The sequence below is a fragment of the Pantoea wallisii genome (genome assembly GCF_002095485.1).
In the GTDB taxonomy this organism is placed as follows: Bacteria; Pseudomonadota; Gammaproteobacteria; order Enterobacterales; family Enterobacteriaceae; genus Pantoea; species Pantoea wallisii.
This window is the reverse complement of the sequence record NZ_MLFS01000058.1, coordinates 12,817-29,076: the sequence shown is the minus strand read 5'-3', so window position 1 is coordinate 29,076 and position 16,260 is coordinate 12,817. Positions and strand designations below refer to the sequence as shown.

Sequence of the window (16,260 nt, the reverse complement as noted above, 5' to 3'; positions counted from 1 at the left end):
GGGCGCGACGGCAGCGCGCGGCGGCTGATACTGACGCAGCAGCGCCACCTGCGTGTCCTGCAGGATCAGCTGTTGCAGATGATGAACAAAGTGCGGAGTGGCGATAGGTTCGGCGACATCGGCCCAGCGCAAACTATCGCGATCCGGTTGGCCGGCCCACTGCGACCACGGCGGCGTCAGCAGCAGCAGCCAGCTTCCGGCCTGTAGCGTGCCCGCCAGCGCGGCGAAGGCTTCCGCATGGAAACCGCTGCGCGCATCAAAAATCGCGTGACGAAACTCCCGGCCAAGCAGGGTGCGCAGCGTCGCGGGTGCTACGCGCTGTGGGAAGTCATCGCTCTCACTGAGCGTCAGCCAGTCACCGGGCAAACTCGTCTGCCAGGCGCTAACCTGCTGTGCGGCCCATGCCGCTTCACCGGCGATAACCGCTAAACGGCGAATGCCTGCCCGCTGCATCGCCGCCGTTGCGTCAGTCAGCGACATCAGTTAGTTGCGAAGGTGTTGCACTGGCCCGGATTACCGCTGTCGAACCCGCGTTTGAACCAGGTGTAGCGCTGCTGTGAGGTGCCGTGCGTAAAGCTATCCGGCACGACGCGCCCCTGGCTCTTCTGCTGCAGACGATCGTCGCCAATCGCTTCCGCTGCGTTCAGCGCTTCTTCCAGATCGCCCACTTCAAGGATCTCCTGCTGCTGCATGTAGTGTCCCCACACGCCAGCGAAGCAGTCCGCCTGCAGCTCCATTTTGACCGACAGCTGATTGACCTGGGCCTGCGTTGCGCCCTGCTGCATCTGGCGCACTTTAGGCTCAATGCCCAGCAGCTTCTGCACGTGGTGGCCCACTTCATGGGCAATGACGTAGCCTTGCGCAAAATCGCCGCCTGCGCCGAGTTTGGTTTTCATGTCGTCGTAGAAGGAGAGATCGATATAGACCGTTTGATCTGCCGGGCAGTAGAACGGCCCCATCGCCGACTGACCGGTGCCGCAGTGCGTCTGCGTGGCGCCACGGTACATTACCAGCTTCGGCGGCACATACTGTTTATCCATCTGCTGGAACAGTTTGCTCCAGGTATCTTCAGTGGTGGCGAGGATCACCGAGGTAAATTTTGCCGCCTCATTGTCCTGCGTGGCGTTCACCTGGCGCTGCTGTTGCGATACCGGGGCACCGCCCTCCAGCAGGGCCGTCAGGTCATAACCGTAGTAGCCGCTACCGCCACCACAATCAGTAAAATAATGCCGCCTTTACCGCGCGGTATCCGAATCTGGCGCCCGCCGCCGCTGTACCCTGATGATTCGCCGCGACGATCTTCCACATTGTCGCTTTCACGACGCCCTTGCCAGCGCATGGCCTGCTCCTTGTTGCCGATAGTGTCTGGCATGATTTTAGTTGGCGGCAGGGGTTAGCACCAGCGTTGCGGTGAGGATTGTCAGGCGCGCGCGCAGAGTGACGCGGCAAAATGTAGCAGAGACAAAAAAGGCTGTCATACCTGACAGCCTTTTCAGGGGATAGCGGGCGGAGTGTTAGTCCAGCTTCACACCTAACCGGTGTGCCACCTCTTCGTACGCTTCGATCAGGCCACCCAGGCTCTGACGGAAACGGTCTTTGTCCATTTTATCCATGGTCTCTTTATCCCACAGACGGGCACCATCAGGTGAGAACTCATCGCCCAGCGTCACTTCACCTTTGAACAGGCCGAACTCCAGTTTGAAGTCCACCAGAATCAGGCCGGCATCATCAAACAGCTTGCTCAGCACGTCGTTTGCTTTGAAGGTCAGCTCCTGCATGCGCGCCAGGTTGGCTTTGCTGACCCAGCCGAAGGTTTCGCAGTAGGATTCATTGACCATCGGGTCGTGTTTGGCGTCATCTTTCAGGAAGAGATCAAACAGCGGTGGATTGAGCAGCATGCCCTCCTCCACGCCCAGACGTTTTACCAGCGATCCCGCCGCACGGTTGCGAACCACGCACTCGACCGGCACCATCTCCAGTTTTTTCACCAGCGCTTCGTTATCCGACAGCAGCGCTTCCATCTGGGTCGGAATGCCCGCTTCCTGCAATTTGGTCATGATGAAATGGTTAAACTTGTTGTTCACCATTCCTTTGCGATCAAACTGCTCGATTCGTGCACCGTCTCCTGCTGACGTATCGTTGCGGAATTCAAGTACCAGCAGATCCGGATTGTCGGTGCTGTATACGGTTTTCGCTTTACCGCGATACAACTCAGCTCGCTTTTGCATCTTGTTAACTCCAAACATGAAAGAACCCTGTTCAGCGGTGTCTCACCGCGCGATGACTGCCTGACGCAATCGTTTACCTCGCCGGGCGCTATTATGCCAAAACCAAAACAAAAAGGCCGGAGAATCTCCGGCCTTTTCTTCATTTATTTATTCAGTGCACCCTGCATCACGGCTACCAGCGCATCATTTTGCGCCTGCGTCAGCACATGGCCTTTCGGATCGATAAACTGCAGACTGCTGCGGTTATCCAGATCGCCTACCTGCAATTTGTAATCGCCGTTTGGCAGCTCAGGATCTTTCGCCCCGACGGCATCAAACGCGCTGCTGCCCGGCTGCTTGTAGGTCACTTTCAGACTGCCCTGCGAGCGGTTGTCATCGGTGATCTCCATGCCCACGCGCTTCAGCGCCGCTGGCAGACGCTGCCAGGTGACGTTAAACGGTGAACGCAGAATCAGCAGTGGCAGGCCGGTATCATCTGCACCGCTCTGCACGTCGATCTGTCCGGTTGCGCGACCCGCTGCCGCATCCTGGCTGGCGGTATCGATCTTATCAAGTCCGGTGCTGATGTCGTTGAGCATCTGGCCGGTATAACGCTGAACCTGAGCCGGTGACGTCACCACTTCGCCCTGCTGCTGCAGTTCGAGCAGACGGACCGTCAGCACCTGCTGATACCCCTGCGTCTGCACGCTGATCTGGTAGCGACCGCGATACTGGTTATCTTCATCAGCACGGTTCCACTGCACCCAATCGGTGGTCAGCTGCTGCGCCGCATCATCACGCTGTGCAATCGGGAATTTGTATGACTGCACCACATTGACAACCTGAGACCAGATGGAGCCACGACTGCTCTCCAGCGCCAGTACGCCAGTGTTGCCGGTGAACTGCGCGCGCGTACCGTTAAGCAGCGCCAGCGGCTGCGCCGGTGGACGGATATCGAGCGCTTTGCCCAGCGCACCTTTCGCGACGCTGTGCGGCACATCGTAATCGCCATTCTGCAGCGGCAGGATCATGCCCGCCGGGGCTTTCAAATCGTGCAGTTCAGGCGCCTGCAGGTAAGACTCATCCCCGCTGACCTGGCGCTTATAACGCTGGTCGCTGGAACAGGCGGTAAGCAGCATCAGGGTAGAGAGGCCCACCACGGTTGCCAGCGTCGAGCGCTTCACTGAATAACTCATTACTTCTCCCTAAATTATCGCAGACCCGCTTTGATCAGCGCCTGCACGGTTTTCGCCTGACCGGCTTCGGTCAGCGGCGTCATCGGCAAGCGCAGCGTATCATCCGCGATTAATCCTAGCTGTTTTGCGGCCCATTTTACCGGAATAGGATTGGGTTCACAGAAAAGCGTCTGGTGCAGATGCATCAGACGCTGATTCAGGCGACGCGCCTCCGTGAAGTTGCCCTCTTTTGCCAGCGCACAGAGCTCAACCATTTCACGTGCTGCAATGTTGGCGGTGACCGAAATCACGCCTTTGCCGCCCAGTTGCATCGAGTCCAGCGCTGTCGCGTCATCTCCGCTGACAATAATGAACTCGTCACCAACCAGCTGTTGGATCTGTGAAACGCGCGATAAGTTCCCGGTGGCTTCTTTGATTCCAATAATATTTTTAATTTCAGCCAGACGGGCGACGGTCTCCGGCAGCATATCGCAGCCGGTACGCGACGGTACGTTATACAGCATCTGCGGCAGATCGGTGCTTTCGGCGATCGCTTTAAAGTGCTGATACAGGCCCTCCTGCGTAGGACGGTTGTAGTACGGCGTCACAGTCAGGCAGCCAACAACGCCAGTACCGGTGAAACGTTTTGTCAGAGAGATCCCTTCGGCGGTCGCATTGGCGCCGGTTCCGGCAATTACCGGAATACGGCCACCGGCCAGCTCAAGCGTTTGCATCACCACATCGCCATGCTCTTCATGGCTGAGAGTTGCGGATTCGCCGGTGGTGCCAACAGAAACAATCGCCGCAGTGCCGCTGGCGACATGATAATCAATCAGTTTTTTCAGACTTGCGCGGCAGACATCACCTTTTTCATTCAAAGGCGTAATGAGCGCAACAATACTTCCGGTGAACATGGGCTATCCCCTCGACAAACAAGTGCCTCATGTTACGTTTTACCCCGAAAGAAAAGCAAGCGAGCCTCGCCATTCCGGCGCTTGTCAGCAGTTTTTTTTATGTTTACCTTATGGTTATTAGCGAACGTACAGGAAAAGTCATTTTGCCGCAGTCACAGCCGCACCATCTGGTGATCACCGCTTTGGGCGTTGATCGTCCGGGTATCGTCAATACTATTACCCGCCACGTTAGCAGCTGCGGTTGCAATATCGAGGATAGCCGCCTGGCGATGCTCGGCGATGAGTTCACCTTTATTATGCTGCTTTCAGGAAGCTGGAACGCCATTACCCTGATTGAATCCACGCTGCCGATGAAAGGGGCCGAGCTGGAGCTGCTGATTGTGATGAAGCGCACCAATGCGCGCGCAACCCCGCCGATGCCCGCCACCGTCTGGGTGCAGGTCGAGGTACCGGATTCACCGCACATCATTGAGCGCTTCACCGATCTGTTCGATAAGCATCAGATGAACATCGCCGAGCTGGCTTCACGTATACAGCCAGCCCGGGAGGATGAGCGGCCCATGCTCTATATTCAGATGACGGCACACAGCCCGGCTAACCATGCCAGCGCGCCAATTGAGCAGGCGTTTAATCAGCTGTGTGAAGAACTGCATGCACAAGGCTCAATTCGCCTTTATAGTGTCACCGACGATGCAGACAGCGCCGTTTAAATCAGGCTCCGGGCTATTTCGCCACACACTCTGCCACCGCGGCATACCGTGTTGTGAAATATCCCTGAGGTAAACACGCTCTGGCGCTTGCCGCCATTGCGCTGTCCTACCCGCAGCATGAAGAGAAAAATGGAGAGTTGTGATGAATCCACTGAAAGCCGGTGACACCGCACCGAAATTTAGCTTGCCCGATCAGGATGGCGAACAAGTAAATTTGGCCGACTTCCAGGGACAGCGCGTATTGGTCTATTTCTATCCGAAAGCCATGACGCCAGGCTGCACCGTGCAGGCATGTGGCCTGCGTGACAACATGGATGAGTTGAAAAAAGCGGGCGTGGAAGTGCTGGGCATCAGCACCGACAAGCCCGAAAAGCTCTCTCGCTTCGTCGAGAAAGAGCTCCTTAATTTCACCCTGCTGTCTGATGAAGATCATCAGGTGTGCGAGCAGTTTGGTATCTGGGGCGAGAAGACCTTTATGGGGAAAACCTATGACGGCATTCACCGCATCAGTTTCCTGATTGACGCTGAGGGGAGAGTGGAAAAGGTGTTCGACAACTTCAAGACCGCGGATCACCACGATATCGTGCTGGATTACGTGAAAACTGCCTGACTGCTCGCGTCGCCGCGCAGATTTCACTGCTGCGGCTGGCAAAAGGCGTCAGAAGGGGTGCTGAGCCCGCCCGGCGGCAAAAACCGCATCCATGCGGGTCCCGGCATCCCTGCTCTCTTCACTTATCGCTGTCGCTACGGCAACCGGGCGTATCACCGCGTTATGCTACTCACCAGCGCGTCCTGCCCGGCAATCATCACGCAATTACGCCCGGCACTTTTCGCCTGATAGAGCGCCGCATCGGCTTGCTTCAGGCTATGATCCTGCCCGTGCTGACCGGGCTGCCAGCTGGCAATGCCGACCGATAACGTAATCTGCCCGACCGGATCGATCCAGCTCTCCGCAATGCTGGTGCGCACCCGTTCGGCAATTACCCGTGCCTCTTCGGTCGAGGACGCAGGCAGCAGCATCAGAAACTCTTCGCCCCCGCTGCGGCACACCACATCAGTCTGACGGGCGCTGTGTCGTAGCGTTCCTGCCACCTGCTTAATCACTTCATCCCCCACATCATGGCCGAAGCTATCGTTCACCCGTTTAAAGTGATCGATATCCAGCGCCAGCACGGCAAAGGGCTGCTGCATCGTATCAAAATAGTCGAGCACCGCGCTGAGCCCGCGGCGGTTGAGCAGACCGGTCAGCGGGTCACTCTGCACTTCTGACTTCAGGCGGCCAATCTTATCCTGCACCAGCCCGATACCGGTCAGCAGCGCGCGCTTCACCTGCGCCGCTTCAAAATACCAGGCGCGAATAACGCCGATCTCGACGGAAACGCCCTGCGTATCCATCTGGCTGGCTTTACGCGCCAGCTGCCACAGCGGTAACGCGATCAGCCGCGCCAGGATCACCGCCACCAGCAAGGTCAGCACCGCAAACGGCACCGAATTTTTCAGCACCTGAAGCAGCAGGCCAGAGAGCGGAGCCAGCGTTACGTCGGTGGGCTTCAGCGCCACCACCATCCAGCCGGTGGTCGGTACAATGGCATAACCGGCCAGCTTCGGCCCACCCTCTTCACTCAGCTGCACTTCGCCGTTGGTGCTCTCTTCGCGTTCGCGATCGCTGACAATGCCCGGCACACGCTTGCCAATCAACTGACTGTTCTGGTGATAGAGCACCTGATTATTGCGGTCGAGGACAAACACGTGCGTGCCATCGCGGTAGAACTGATCGCCGAGCAGCGCGTTAAGGATACTTCTCTTCTTGAGATAGATAGTGCCGCCAACATAGCCAAGGTAGCGCCCTTCCCGATCCCACACCGGCCAGGAGACAAACACAATCAGATTATTGGCGGCGGAGAGCGTGGGCTTACTGACCAGCGGCTGACGCAGCGCCAGCGCTTCCCGCGAGGCCTGACTGGTGAGCTGCATGCCTTTAAGCATCAGCGATTCCGGTGAAATGGCTTTTACCACGCCGTTGCTGTCCACCACTGCCACAGAGTTGAAGCTGCTGGTCTGCTCGCGCAGACGATTCACTTCCTGCTGTGCCACCTCCGGATTATCGAAATCTCTGCCCAGCTGATTGGCGCTGTAGTGCAGCTGCGACTGTGCCAGTTGAAAAAAGAGTTCAGTGGTGGCCGCCAGCTTGGTGGCGTAAGCGCGATTCGCGGCGAGGGTGCTCTCGATCAGGACCATACGCTGCACGCGCCAGGTGGCATATAACGTATTGGCCAGCGTAATGACGATGCTGGTGATCGCCAGCAGCGCAATCAGCGTGCGCAGGTCGGTCTTGGGTCGCAAACGTCCTAACATGACGCATTCGCCCTGGTGAGTAGATTCATCATTTGTGTGCCTGACACTGTTTTTATAATTGGATCAACTTGCCCTGGTGAGGGAACCGACAAGTGTACACCGCTTAAATAAATTCAGCATCCGGCACGCAAAATTGAGGGGGCGATAACAGCAGCGCGCGGCTGCTGTCGGCCGGTTACAGCATCAGGAAGGCGTAGCCTCATTTTGCAGAGAGGCAACCGTGGTGCCGCTGGAGAGCGTATGGGTCACGCGGGTATCGATCCAGTCACGCTCCAGCTGATGGAATGCCACTGACTGATCGCAGATGGTGACTTTTACGCCGGCCTGTTTCAGCTCATCAATCAGCTTCAGGTTTGGATTATCGCTGCCGTACGCTTTGCGGAATTGATCGTTATTCAGCGCTGCCGGTACGGCATCACTGTTAATAGAGACCACAAAGTTTAGCTGCTTCAGCGGCACACCTGCGGCGTAATAGAGGTTGGTGACGCGCGCCACGCGCTCCAGCCCGAGGTTAGGCTGATGAATGTCGCCTTCGTTACGATTGATCTGGAAGACAATCTTATTACTCAATCCTGGGGTATTTGCCGGATTGTAATCCGGCGTGTTCACGAAATGGATTTTGCCGTAGCCGGCAATCGCCGGCGTGCTCCAGAAATCAGCCGGTTCGGTTTTTTGCTCAGCAAATTTGCCGCTGATTTTCTCTGCCAGCTCCGGCAGCTGTAAAAGATTACCGCCGACAAAGCCCGCCAGCGCAGCGATAACGATATAGGATACAGGACGCATTTCACTTCTCCTTAGCCAAAGACTCGATTACATCTGTAAAAGGGCATAGCCCTGATTTTCCAGCGTTGACACGGTGGTCGGGCTGGATAAAGCGTGAATTACGGATTGATCAATCCAGCCTTTGGGATAGTGATGAAACGCCACCGACTGATCGCAGACAGAGACTTTCACGCCCAGTTTGTTAAGCGCACCAATCAGGGCAAGGTTAGGATTCTCTACACCGTAAAACTGTTTAAAGTGGGCGTTATCCAGCGTGGCTGGCGTGGCATCACCGGTCATCGACACCACAAAGTGCAGCTGTTCGGCGGCACGCCAGAGGCAATATAGAGGTTGACCACGCGAGCGACGCGCTCCAGCCCGAGGTTCGGGCGCTTAATATCGCCTTCATTTTTTGTCAGCTGAAAGACAACTTTGTTGCTTAAGCCGGCGACCGGTTTAAAAGCGACATCCGCTTCATAATGAATTTTGCCGTAACCGTTAATGGCTGGCGTGGTCCAGAACCCGTCCGGATCGGCGGGCTCTGATGAAAAATGGCTGACGACGCGCTGATATATATCATCACTTTTGGTAACGGTGGCACCGACAACGCCCCCCACGATGGCAATCAGGGCGTACGACACAACAGAACGCATAACAATTCTCCGGCATGTACTGCGCGTTAATTCACAGTCCGTTTGAATAAAGTGCGTTATCTATACCACAGCGCGTGACGCGCTAAACGCCTGCCCTGGCGCGCACGCCGGCGTGTTCACGCTAAAGAAGAGAATAAGGCGGGTGAGTTAAACAGAGATATTCATCGAGCGCCAAAACGTAATTGAAAAATAACTGGCCGGGAATAAATAGCCGGTTGTTTTATTCCGCGCTTCTTTGTATGAAATCCGATCGCGGCTTAGCGCCTTGTTACAAGACAGTACATTTTTTACGGTAAATTTATTGGCGTAAAAATATGGCCAGCCATTATTAAATATTGTGGAAGCAGAGCCGCGCTCACCATTAAAAACATTAATGGATAGAGCAAGCCAGCACAGGTTTGGCACCCCTGTTTTTCAGAGTAAACCTGGAAAAATTCATGCCAGATTCAATAATTTTGAGCAACTTTACGTAACTTTAACTTATTAATCGAAAGACGCGGCGGATTACCGCCACGTAATATTCAGTTTTTTGCGGCAAAAGTGTGGGTATTGATCTGGCAGCAGTGTTATTTCGCCTGTGAGTCGTAAATATCAGCCCGGAACTCTCTGCACAGAGGTTTTGCAACGTGCCGGTTTGTTTGTGGCATCGGGATGGTTAAGATAGAACCGCGCTGAGAAAGGAACAGCGTGGCAGAACATTTAAGTGACTTACCTGTCCAAACACGGGTGACTTTTACAGGATCAAGGCATGTTTAACCGGTTGAAAAAATCAGTCCTGGCGGCCCTTATTCCTGCGCTGCTGCTTACGCCTGCGCTCAGCGCACGCGCCGATCTGAGCGATAACCTGCCGGATATGGGCACCACAGCAGGCTCTACTCTCTCCATCAATCAGGAGCTGCAGATTGGGGATTTCTACGTACGCCAGCTGCGTGCCAGCGCGCCGCTGATCAATGATCCGCTGCTCAATCAATACATCAATGAGCTGGGCCAGCGCCTGGTGGCCCATGCCAACTCGGTGCGTACGCCCTTTCACTTCTTTCCGATCCAGAACGACGAGCTCAACGCCTTTGCCTTCTTTGGCGGCAATGTCGTGCTGCACGCCTCACTCTTCCGCTATACCGATAATGAGAGCCAGCTGGCCTCGGTGATGGCGCATGAGATCTCGCACGTAACGCAGCGCCATCTGGCCCGTGCCATGGAGGAGCAAAAACGTAGCGCGCCGCTCACCTGGGTAGGGGCGCTGGGCTCGATCCTGCTGGCGCTCGCCAGTCCGCAGGCCGGTATGGCAGCGCTGACCGGTACACTGGCCGGCACGCAGCAGGGCATTATCAGCTTTACCCAGGGCAACGAGCAGGAGGCGGATCGCATCGGTATTCAGGTCCTTCAGCGTGCCGGATTTGATCCGCAGGCGATGCCCGCATTCCTGCAAAAACTTGCCGATCAGAGCCGCTTCTCGTCGAAGCCGCCAGAAATTTTGCTGACGCACCCGTTGCCGGATAGCCGCCTGGCCGACGCCCGTAACCGCGCCAATCAAATGCGTCCGGTTGTGGTGCAGTCTTCGCAGGATTTCTATATGGCAAAAGTGCGCGCACTTGGCATGTATGCCACCGGGCGCAATCAGCTGACGGACGATCTACTGGATGAGTACGCTAAAGGCAACACGCGCGAACAGCAGGCGTCACAATATGGCAAAGCGGTGCAGTTCCTGCAGGCGAAGGATTTTGCTAACGCGAAGAGGATCATTGCGCCGCTGCTGGCGAAGCAGCCGGAGAATGTCTGGTTTCTGGATATCATGACCGATATCGATATCGGCCTGAATCAGCCGCAGCAGGCGGTGGCGATGCTGAGCGCAGCCAAAGGCAGCAGTAACCATCCGGTACTGCAGCTTAACCTCGCTAACGCATACGTTGAGGCGAAGCAGCCTGCTAACGCCAGCCGGATTCTGAATCGCTACACTTTCGCGCACCCGGACGATCTGAACGCGTGGGATTTACTGGCTCAGGCCTCCGCTGCGCAGGGGCTGCGCGATGAGGAGCTCTCCGCCCGGGCAGAGAGCCTGGCGCTGAATGGCCAGCTCGACCAGGCAATTACTACCCTCAGCAGCGCCAGCGCCCAGGTGCCGCTCGGTAGCCTGAAGCAGGCGCGTTACGATGCACGCATTGATCAGTTCCGCGAAATGCAAAGACGTTTCAAACAGTATCAGAAGGGGTGAGCGGCAGGATTCATCTATAAATGATGAGTTTCCATGCGCACCCGGCAATCACTAACCTGTTCAGGATAACAAGATGGTCCGTATTTATCACAACCCGCGCTGCAGCAAGAGCCGGGAAACGCTGGCGCTGTTAAGGGAACGGGGCATTGAACCGGAGGTTGTACTTTATCTGGAGACGCCGCCGGATGTGCCGACGTTAAAAAGCCTGCTGCAACAGCTTGGGATGCAGAGCGCGCGTGAACTGATGCGGCGCAAAGAGGAGGCGTATCAGCAGCTGGGGTTAGCCAGCAGCGATCTCACTGAAGAGCAGCTGCTGCAGGCCATGGCTGAACAGCCGAAGCTGATGGAACGTCCGATTGTGGTCAACGGTGAGAAGGCGCGTCTGGGCCGTCCACCCGAAGCGGTGCTGGCTATTCTCTAAAGCCCCAGCGCCTCTTTCACAAACGGGATGGTGAGTTTACGCTGCGCACTGATAGAGGCGCGATCGAGACGATCCAGCGTATCAAACAGCGTGCGCATCTCGCGATCGAGGCGCTTTAACAGAAAGCGCCCGACATCCTCGGGCAGCTCAAAACCACGCAGTCCGGCACGCAGCTGCATCGCCTGCAGCTTATCGTCATCCGATAGCGGCTGTAAGCGGTAGATCTGTCCCCAGTCGAGGCGTGACGCCAGATCCGGCAGGCCAAGATTGAGCTGGCGCGGTGGGCGATCGCCGGTGATCAGCAGGCGGGTTTTACCGATCTCCAGGATACGGTTATAGAGATCAAAGATCGCCATCTCCCACTCCGCCTCGCCCGCGATACACTCGATGTTATCGATACACACCAGCGCCAGATTCTCCATGCCTTCCAGCACTTCGGGCACAAACCAGGTGCGCTTATCCAGCGGGACGTAGCCGACCGCTTCACCGCGCGCCGACATCTCCGCGCAGGCTGCATGCAGCAAATGGCTGCGTCCGCCGCCTTCGCGTGACCAGAAATAGAGATAGCTGCCGTGCTGCTGTGCAAGTGCACCCTGCAGGGCCGCCAGCAGAGACGGATTTTCCCCCGGCCAGAAACTGGCGAAGGTTTCATCATCGGGCAAATAGAGTGGCAGTGAAAGCTGTGCCGGCGTGTTCAGAAGTACCTCAACGGATGAGCAGGCAGAAAACCGCGCAAGTTTATCACGATCCTCCGCAGAGATGAACCGGGCTTCCCTGCCCGCTGAATACCCTTACGCGTCGCGCTTCTCTTCTGCGTCGAGTATCACCTCTTCCGGACGTAACAGACTGATTACGCGGAAAATCAGTGCCAGAGCAACGCCAACGAGGGTGGCCAGCGCCATGCCTTTCAGCTCAGCGGCACCGATATGCACTTTGGCACCGCTTACGCCGATGATCAGGATCACCGAAGTCAGGATCAAATTCTGTGCTTTGTTGTAATCCACTTTGGATTCAATCAGCACACGAATACCAGAGGCGCCGATAACGCCGTACAGCAGCAGCGATACGCCGCCCATTACCGGTACCGGAATCGCCTGAATGGCCGCCGCCAGCTTGCCAACGCAGGAGAGCAGAATGGCAAAGATCGCCGCGCCGCCAATCACCCAGGTGCTGTAAACGCGGGTGATCGCCATTACGCCGATGTTCTCACCGTAAGTGGTGTTCGGCGTGGAGCCAAAGAAGCCAGAGATCATGGTAGACAGACCGTTGGCGAACATTGAACGGTGCAGGCCGGGATCGCGGATCAGATCTTTTTTAACGATGTTGGCGGTTACCACCAGATGACCCACGTGCTCGGCGATCACCACCAGCGCCGCAGGCAGAATGGTCAGCATGGCGGCCCACTCGAAACGTGGCGTGTAGAAGGTTGGCAGAGCGAACCAGGGGGCGTTCTCTACTGCGCGCCAGTCCACGATGCCCAAAGCAGACGAGAGCGCATAGCCAACCAGCACGCCAATCAGAATCGGGATAATGGCCAGGAAGCCACGGAACAGCACGGAACCGAATACCGTGACCGCCAGCGTGACCATGGAGATCAAAATGGTTTTGCTGTCTGGTACCGTGCCCTCAGCCGGCAGCAGGCCCGCCATATTCGCCGCGACGCCAGCCAGCTCCAGGCCAATGACCGCAACAATCGCGCCCATTGCCGCCGGCGGGAACATCACATCCAGCCAGCCGGTGCCGGCTTTTTTCACAATCAGCGCCACCAGACAGAACAGCACGCCGCACAGAATAAATCCGCCCAGCGCCACTTCATACCCCAGCGGCAGCAACAGCAGCACCGGTGAGATAAACGCGAAACTGGATCCGAGATAAGCCGGGATTTTGCCCTTACAGATAAACAGATACAGCAGCGTACCGACGCCATTGAACAGCAGCACCGTCGCCGGATTGATGTGGAACAGAATCGGCACCAGCACCGTGGCACCAAACATGGCGAACAGATGCTGCAGGCTGAGTGGAATGGTTTGCAGCAGTGGCGGACGCTCACTGACGCCGATGGCGCGACGAGTCATTATATTCATTTCCCCATTGAGTTTTTTTGCCAAAAAAAAGCCGACTCTCTGGCCGGCTGCTCAAATACTATTCTTTCGATAATGCTAATGCATATTTTTCCTGCACCTGCAGGCCGGGCGTTATTGGCGCAGGCAATTTGTTCACGGACAGCGCGGAGAAACCGGAGCGTACTGAAGCAAAGTGACAAGCAAAATAGCCCGGAGCGATCATTACTTGGTCCCGAAAATCTTATCGCCGGCATCGCCGAGTCCGGGGATAATGTACCCCTTCTCGTTCAATCCCTGGTCGATAGATGCGGTATAGAGCTCCACATCCGGATGCGCTTTCTCCAGCGCGGCGATCCCTTCCGGTGCGGCCACCAGCACCAGCACTTTGATGCTGCTGCAGCCGGCTTTCTTCAGCAGGTCGATGGTGGCGATCATTGAGCCGCCGGTTGCCAGCATCGGATCAACCACCAGCGCCATACGCTCTTCAATGTTAGAGACCAGCTTCTGGAAATAGGGCACCGGCTCCAGCGTCTCTTCGTCGCGGTAAACGCCGACCACGCTGATACGCGCGCTGGGTACGTGCTCCAGCACGCCCTCCATCATACCGAGACCTGCACGCAGAATCGGCACAACGGTAATCTTTTTGCCTTTGATTTGATCAACGTCGACCGGGCCATTCCAGCCCTCAATGGTCACATGTTCCGTTTCCAGATCGGCGGTGGCTTCATAGGTCAGCAGGCTCCCCACTTCCGAGGCCAGCTCGCGGAAGCGCTTGGTGCTGATATCATGCTCACGCATCAGGCCCAGTTTATGTCTGACCAGCGGGTGTTTGACTTCCACGATCTTCATGATTGTTCTCCCGGAATTGAGTTGAGCTAAAAAAAAATCGCCGGATTATACCGCCTTTTTGCCGCCGCGCCACAGGTGATTGGTCAAAGGCCGGGCGCAAAATCACCTGTGAATAAGGATTAGCGAAAAATAAGCAGCGTGCAAAAGTGGCATGAGATGGGACTCGCAAACGTTTGCCTGCACTGGTAGAATTGCCGCGCTTAATTTTTGCCACCAACCGCAATCGCGTGGGGACTCCGCAGTGACCGACAAAACCTCTCTCAGCTACAAAGACGCCGGTGTTGATATCGATGCTGGTAACGATCTGGTTGACCGTATTAAAGGCGTAGTAAAGAAAACCCGCCGCCCGGAAGTGATGGGTGGATTGGGTGGCTTTGGTGCGCTCTGTGCGCTGCCGCAGAAATACCGCGAGCCTGTGCTGGTCTCCGGAACCGACGGCGTCGGCACCAAGCTGCGTCTGGCGATGGATCTCAAGCGTCACGACAGTATCGGTATCGATCTGGTTGCTATGTGCGTTAACGATTTGGTAGTTCAGGGTGCAGAGCCGCTGTTCTTCCTTGACTATTACGCTACCGGCAAACTGGATGTTGATACCGCCTCTGCGGTCATCACCGGCATCGCCGAGGGCTGCCTGCAGTCGGGCTGTGCGCTGGTTGGCGGTGAGACCGCTGAGATGCCAGGCATGTACCACGGCGAAGATTATGACGTTGCCGGCTTCTGCGTTGGCGTAGTGGAAAAATCAGAGATCATCGATGGCTCCAAAGTTCAGGATGGTGACGTGCTGATCGCGCTGGGCTCCAGCGGCCCGCACTCAAACGGTTACTCCCTGGTGCGCAAGATTCTGGAAGTGAGCCAGACCAACCCGGAGACCCATCAGCTGGATGGCAAACCGCTGGCCGATCACCTGCTGGCTCCTACCCGCATCTACGTGAAGAACATTCTGAGCTGATCGAACAGGTGGATGTGCATGCGATTGCGCACCTGACGGGCGGCGGCTTCTGGGAGAACATTCCGCGCGTGCTGCCGGACAATACTCAGGCGGTGCTGGACGAGAAGAGCTGGCAGTGGCCATCCGTATTTAACTGGATGCAGCAGGCCGGCAATGTGAGCCGTCACGAAATGTACCGCACCTTTAACTGCGGCGTGGGCATGGTGATTGCGCTGAGCCCGGCCGACGCAGACAGGGCGGTGCAGCTGATGCGCGATGCCGGTGAACAGGCGTGGAAGATCGGCGTCATCAACGCCTCAGACTCTGAAGAGCGTGTGGTCATCAACCCATGAAAAAACTGGTTGTACTGATCTCCGGCAACGGGAGCAATCTTCAGTCCATCCTTGACGCCTGCGCAAGCGGGCGTATCAACGGCAGCGTGGCTGCCGTTTTCAGTAACAAAGCATCGGCCTATGGTCTGACCCGGGCGCAGCAGGCGAAGGTGCCCGGCCATGCGCTCAATGCCGCTGACTTTGCCGACCGCGCAGCGTTTGATCGCCAGCTGATGCAGGAGATTGATGCTTACGCCCCGGATTTGGTGGTGCTGGCCGGCTATATGCGCATTCTCAGCAGCGCCTTCGTCGCGCACTATCACGATCGCCTTATCAATATTCATCCGTCGCTGTTACCGAAGTATCCCGGCTTGCATACCCATCGTCAGGCTCTGGAGAACAGCGACGCCGAGCACGGTACATCTGTGCATTTCGTGACGGATGAGCTGGATGGCGGTCCGGTGATTTTGCAGGCGCGCGTGCCGGTGTTTGCTGACGATGACGAAGCGGCAATTACCGCGCGCGTGCAGCATCAGGAGCACGCGATTTATCCGCTGGTAGTGAGCTGGTTTATGGATGGACGTTTGCAGATGCGCGAGGGCCAGGCCTGGCTGGACGGCAACCCGCTGCCGCCGCAGGGTTACGCGCACGATTGATATCCAGGTGCGCATGAGTGCGC

Annotated in this window: 13 protein-coding genes and 4 pseudogenes; 6 read left to right on the top strand and 11 right to left on the bottom strand. The window is 56.7% G+C overall.

Features of this window, described 5'->3' with window-relative positions:
* The 5 genes and pseudogenes from HA48_RS17755 to dapA all read right to left on the bottom strand — a co-directional run.
* Positions 1–480 (bottom strand): tRNA(Met) cytidine acetyltransferase TmcA domain-containing protein (locus tag HA48_RS17755; RefSeq protein WP_139807992.1); only part of this gene is annotated, 480 nt, incomplete at its 3' end.
* Positions 480–1,339 (bottom strand): annotated as a pseudogene (gene ypfJ / locus HA48_RS17750) (KPN_02809 family neutral zinc metallopeptidase). The gene HA48_RS17755 and the pseudogene ypfJ, both read right to left, overlap by 1 nt.
* Before the next feature lie 175 nt (positions 1,340–1,514).
* The gene (gene purC, locus HA48_RS17745; RefSeq protein WP_128602507.1) at positions 1,515–2,228 is read right to left on the bottom strand and encodes a phosphoribosylaminoimidazolesuccinocarboxamide synthase; all 714 of its coding nucleotides are present in this window, start codon (positions 2,226–2,228) and stop codon (positions 1,515–1,517) included.
* A gap of 143 nt (positions 2,229–2,371) precedes the next feature.
* The gene (gene bamC / locus HA48_RS17740; protein ID WP_128602506.1) at positions 2,372–3,403 is read right to left on the bottom strand and encodes an outer membrane protein assembly factor BamC; all 1,032 of its coding nucleotides are present in this window, start codon (positions 3,401–3,403) and stop codon (positions 2,372–2,374) included.
* A 14-nt stretch (positions 3,404–3,417) separates the two neighbouring features.
* Positions 3,418–4,296, bottom strand: coding sequence for a 4-hydroxy-tetrahydrodipicolinate synthase (dapA, locus tag HA48_RS17735; protein WP_128602505.1), 879 nt, complete (start codon positions 4,294–4,296; stop codon positions 3,418–3,420).
* 143 nt (positions 4,297–4,439) lie between these two features.
* Here dapA and HA48_RS17730 point away from each other — a divergent pair, with 143 nt between their 5' ends.
* Together HA48_RS17730 and bcp are read left to right on the top strand one after the other, a co-directional pair.
* Entirely contained in the window at positions 4,440–5,006 is a 567-nt protein-coding gene (locus tag HA48_RS17730; protein ID WP_128602504.1) for a glycine cleavage system transcriptional repressor, read from the top strand.
* A gap of 142 nt (positions 5,007–5,148) precedes the next feature.
* Positions 5,149–5,616, top strand: a complete 468-nt coding sequence (gene bcp / locus HA48_RS17725) for a thioredoxin-dependent thiol peroxidase (RefSeq protein WP_128602503.1) — start codon at positions 5,149–5,151, stop codon at positions 5,614–5,616.
* Between the two features lie 152 nt (positions 5,617–5,768).
* On the opposite strand, the gene HA48_RS17720 is transcribed toward bcp, so the two are convergent.
* The 3 genes and pseudogenes from HA48_RS17720 to HA48_RS17710 all read right to left on the bottom strand — a co-directional run bounded on the left by HA48_RS17720 (position 5,769) and on the right by HA48_RS17710 (position 8,776).
* Positions 5,769–7,361, bottom strand: coding sequence for a GGDEF domain-containing protein (locus HA48_RS17720; RefSeq protein WP_128602502.1), 1,593 nt, complete (start codon positions 7,359–7,361; stop codon positions 5,769–5,771).
* Positions 7,362–7,536: 175 nt separating this feature from the next.
* Positions 7,537–8,144 (bottom strand): annotated as a pseudogene (locus HA48_RS17715) (DsrE family protein).
* A 27-nt stretch (positions 8,145–8,171) separates the two neighbouring features.
* A pseudogene (locus HA48_RS17710) lies at positions 8,172–8,776 on the bottom strand (DsrE family protein).
* Positions 8,777–9,524: 748 nt separating this feature from the next.
* On the opposite strand from HA48_RS17710, the gene bepA reads away from it, so the two are divergent.
* Both bepA and arsC read left to right on the top strand, forming a co-directional pair.
* Positions 9,525–10,988, top strand: a complete 1,464-nt coding sequence (bepA, locus tag HA48_RS17705) for a beta-barrel assembly-enhancing protease (RefSeq protein WP_128602501.1) — start codon at positions 9,525–9,527, stop codon at positions 10,986–10,988.
* A 73-nt stretch (positions 10,989–11,061) separates the two neighbouring features.
* Positions 11,062–11,409: an arsenate reductase (glutaredoxin) gene (arsC, locus tag HA48_RS17700; RefSeq protein ID WP_128602500.1), complete on the top strand. Its 348-nt coding sequence runs from the start codon at positions 11,062–11,064 to the stop codon at positions 11,407–11,409.
* On the opposite strand, the gene hda is transcribed toward arsC, so the two are convergent.
* The 3 genes from hda to upp form a co-directional block, all read right to left on the bottom strand.
* A complete protein-coding gene (gene hda / locus HA48_RS17695; RefSeq protein WP_244182899.1) occupies positions 11,406–12,107 on the bottom strand; it encodes a DnaA inactivator Hda in 702 nt (233 codons plus the stop codon). The two genes, arsC and hda, sit on opposite strands and share 4 nt — an antisense overlap.
* Positions 12,108–12,200: 93 nt before the next feature.
* Entirely contained in the window at positions 12,201–13,484 is a 1,284-nt protein-coding gene (uraA, locus tag HA48_RS17690; protein WP_128602498.1) for a uracil permease, read from the bottom strand.
* Positions 13,485–13,694: 210 nt separating this feature from the next.
* A complete protein-coding gene (gene upp / locus HA48_RS17685; protein ID WP_128602497.1) occupies positions 13,695–14,321 on the bottom strand; it encodes a uracil phosphoribosyltransferase in 627 nt (208 codons plus the stop codon).
* 241 nt (positions 14,322–14,562) lie between these two features.
* On the opposite strand from upp, the pseudogene purM reads away from it, so the two are divergent.
* Both purM and purN read left to right on the top strand, forming a co-directional pair.
* Positions 14,563–15,602: pseudogene (gene purM / locus HA48_RS17680) on the top strand (phosphoribosylformylglycinamidine cyclo-ligase).
* The gene (gene purN, locus HA48_RS17675; protein WP_128602496.1) at positions 15,599–16,237 is read left to right on the top strand and encodes a phosphoribosylglycinamide formyltransferase; all 639 of its coding nucleotides are present in this window, start codon (positions 15,599–15,601) and stop codon (positions 16,235–16,237) included. The pseudogene purM and the gene purN overlap by 4 nt, the downstream one beginning before the upstream one ends.
* The last annotated feature ends 23 nt before the right edge of the window (positions 16,238–16,260 follow it).

What these genes read in the sequence shown, in the direction of transcription:
- bepA (WP_128602501.1), top strand. Translation starts at nt 9,525, where the DNA reads ATGTTTAACCGGTTGAAAAAATCAGTCCTGGCGGCCCTTATTCCTGCG.
- bcp (WP_128602503.1), top strand. Translation starts at nt 5,149, where the DNA reads ATGAATCCACTGAAAGCCGGTGACACCGCACCGAAATTTAGCTTGCCC.
- upp (WP_128602497.1), bottom strand. Translation starts at nt 14,321, where the DNA reads ATGAAGATCGTGGAAGTCAAACACCCGCTGGTCAGACATAAACTGGGC.
- bamC (WP_128602506.1), bottom strand. Translation starts at nt 3,403, where the DNA reads ATGAGTTATTCAGTGAAGCGCTCGACGCTGGCAACCGTGGTGGGCCTC.
- uraA (WP_128602498.1), bottom strand. Translation starts at nt 13,484, where the DNA reads ATGACTCGTCGCGCCATCGGCGTCAGTGAGCGTCCGCCACTGCTGCAA.
- purC (WP_128602507.1), bottom strand. Translation starts at nt 2,228, where the DNA reads ATGCAAAAGCGAGCTGAGTTGTATCGCGGTAAAGCGAAAACCGTATAC.
- HA48_RS17720 (WP_128602502.1), bottom strand. Translation starts at nt 7,361, where the DNA reads ATGTTAGGACGTTTGCGACCCAAGACCGACCTGCGCACGCTGATTGCG.
- purN (WP_128602496.1), top strand. Translation starts at nt 15,599, where the DNA reads ATGAAAAAACTGGTTGTACTGATCTCCGGCAACGGGAGCAATCTTCAG.
- dapA (WP_128602505.1), bottom strand. Translation starts at nt 4,296, where the DNA reads ATGTTCACCGGAAGTATTGTTGCGCTCATTACGCCTTTGAATGAAAAA.
- arsC (WP_128602500.1), top strand. Translation starts at nt 11,062, where the DNA reads ATGGTCCGTATTTATCACAACCCGCGCTGCAGCAAGAGCCGGGAAACG.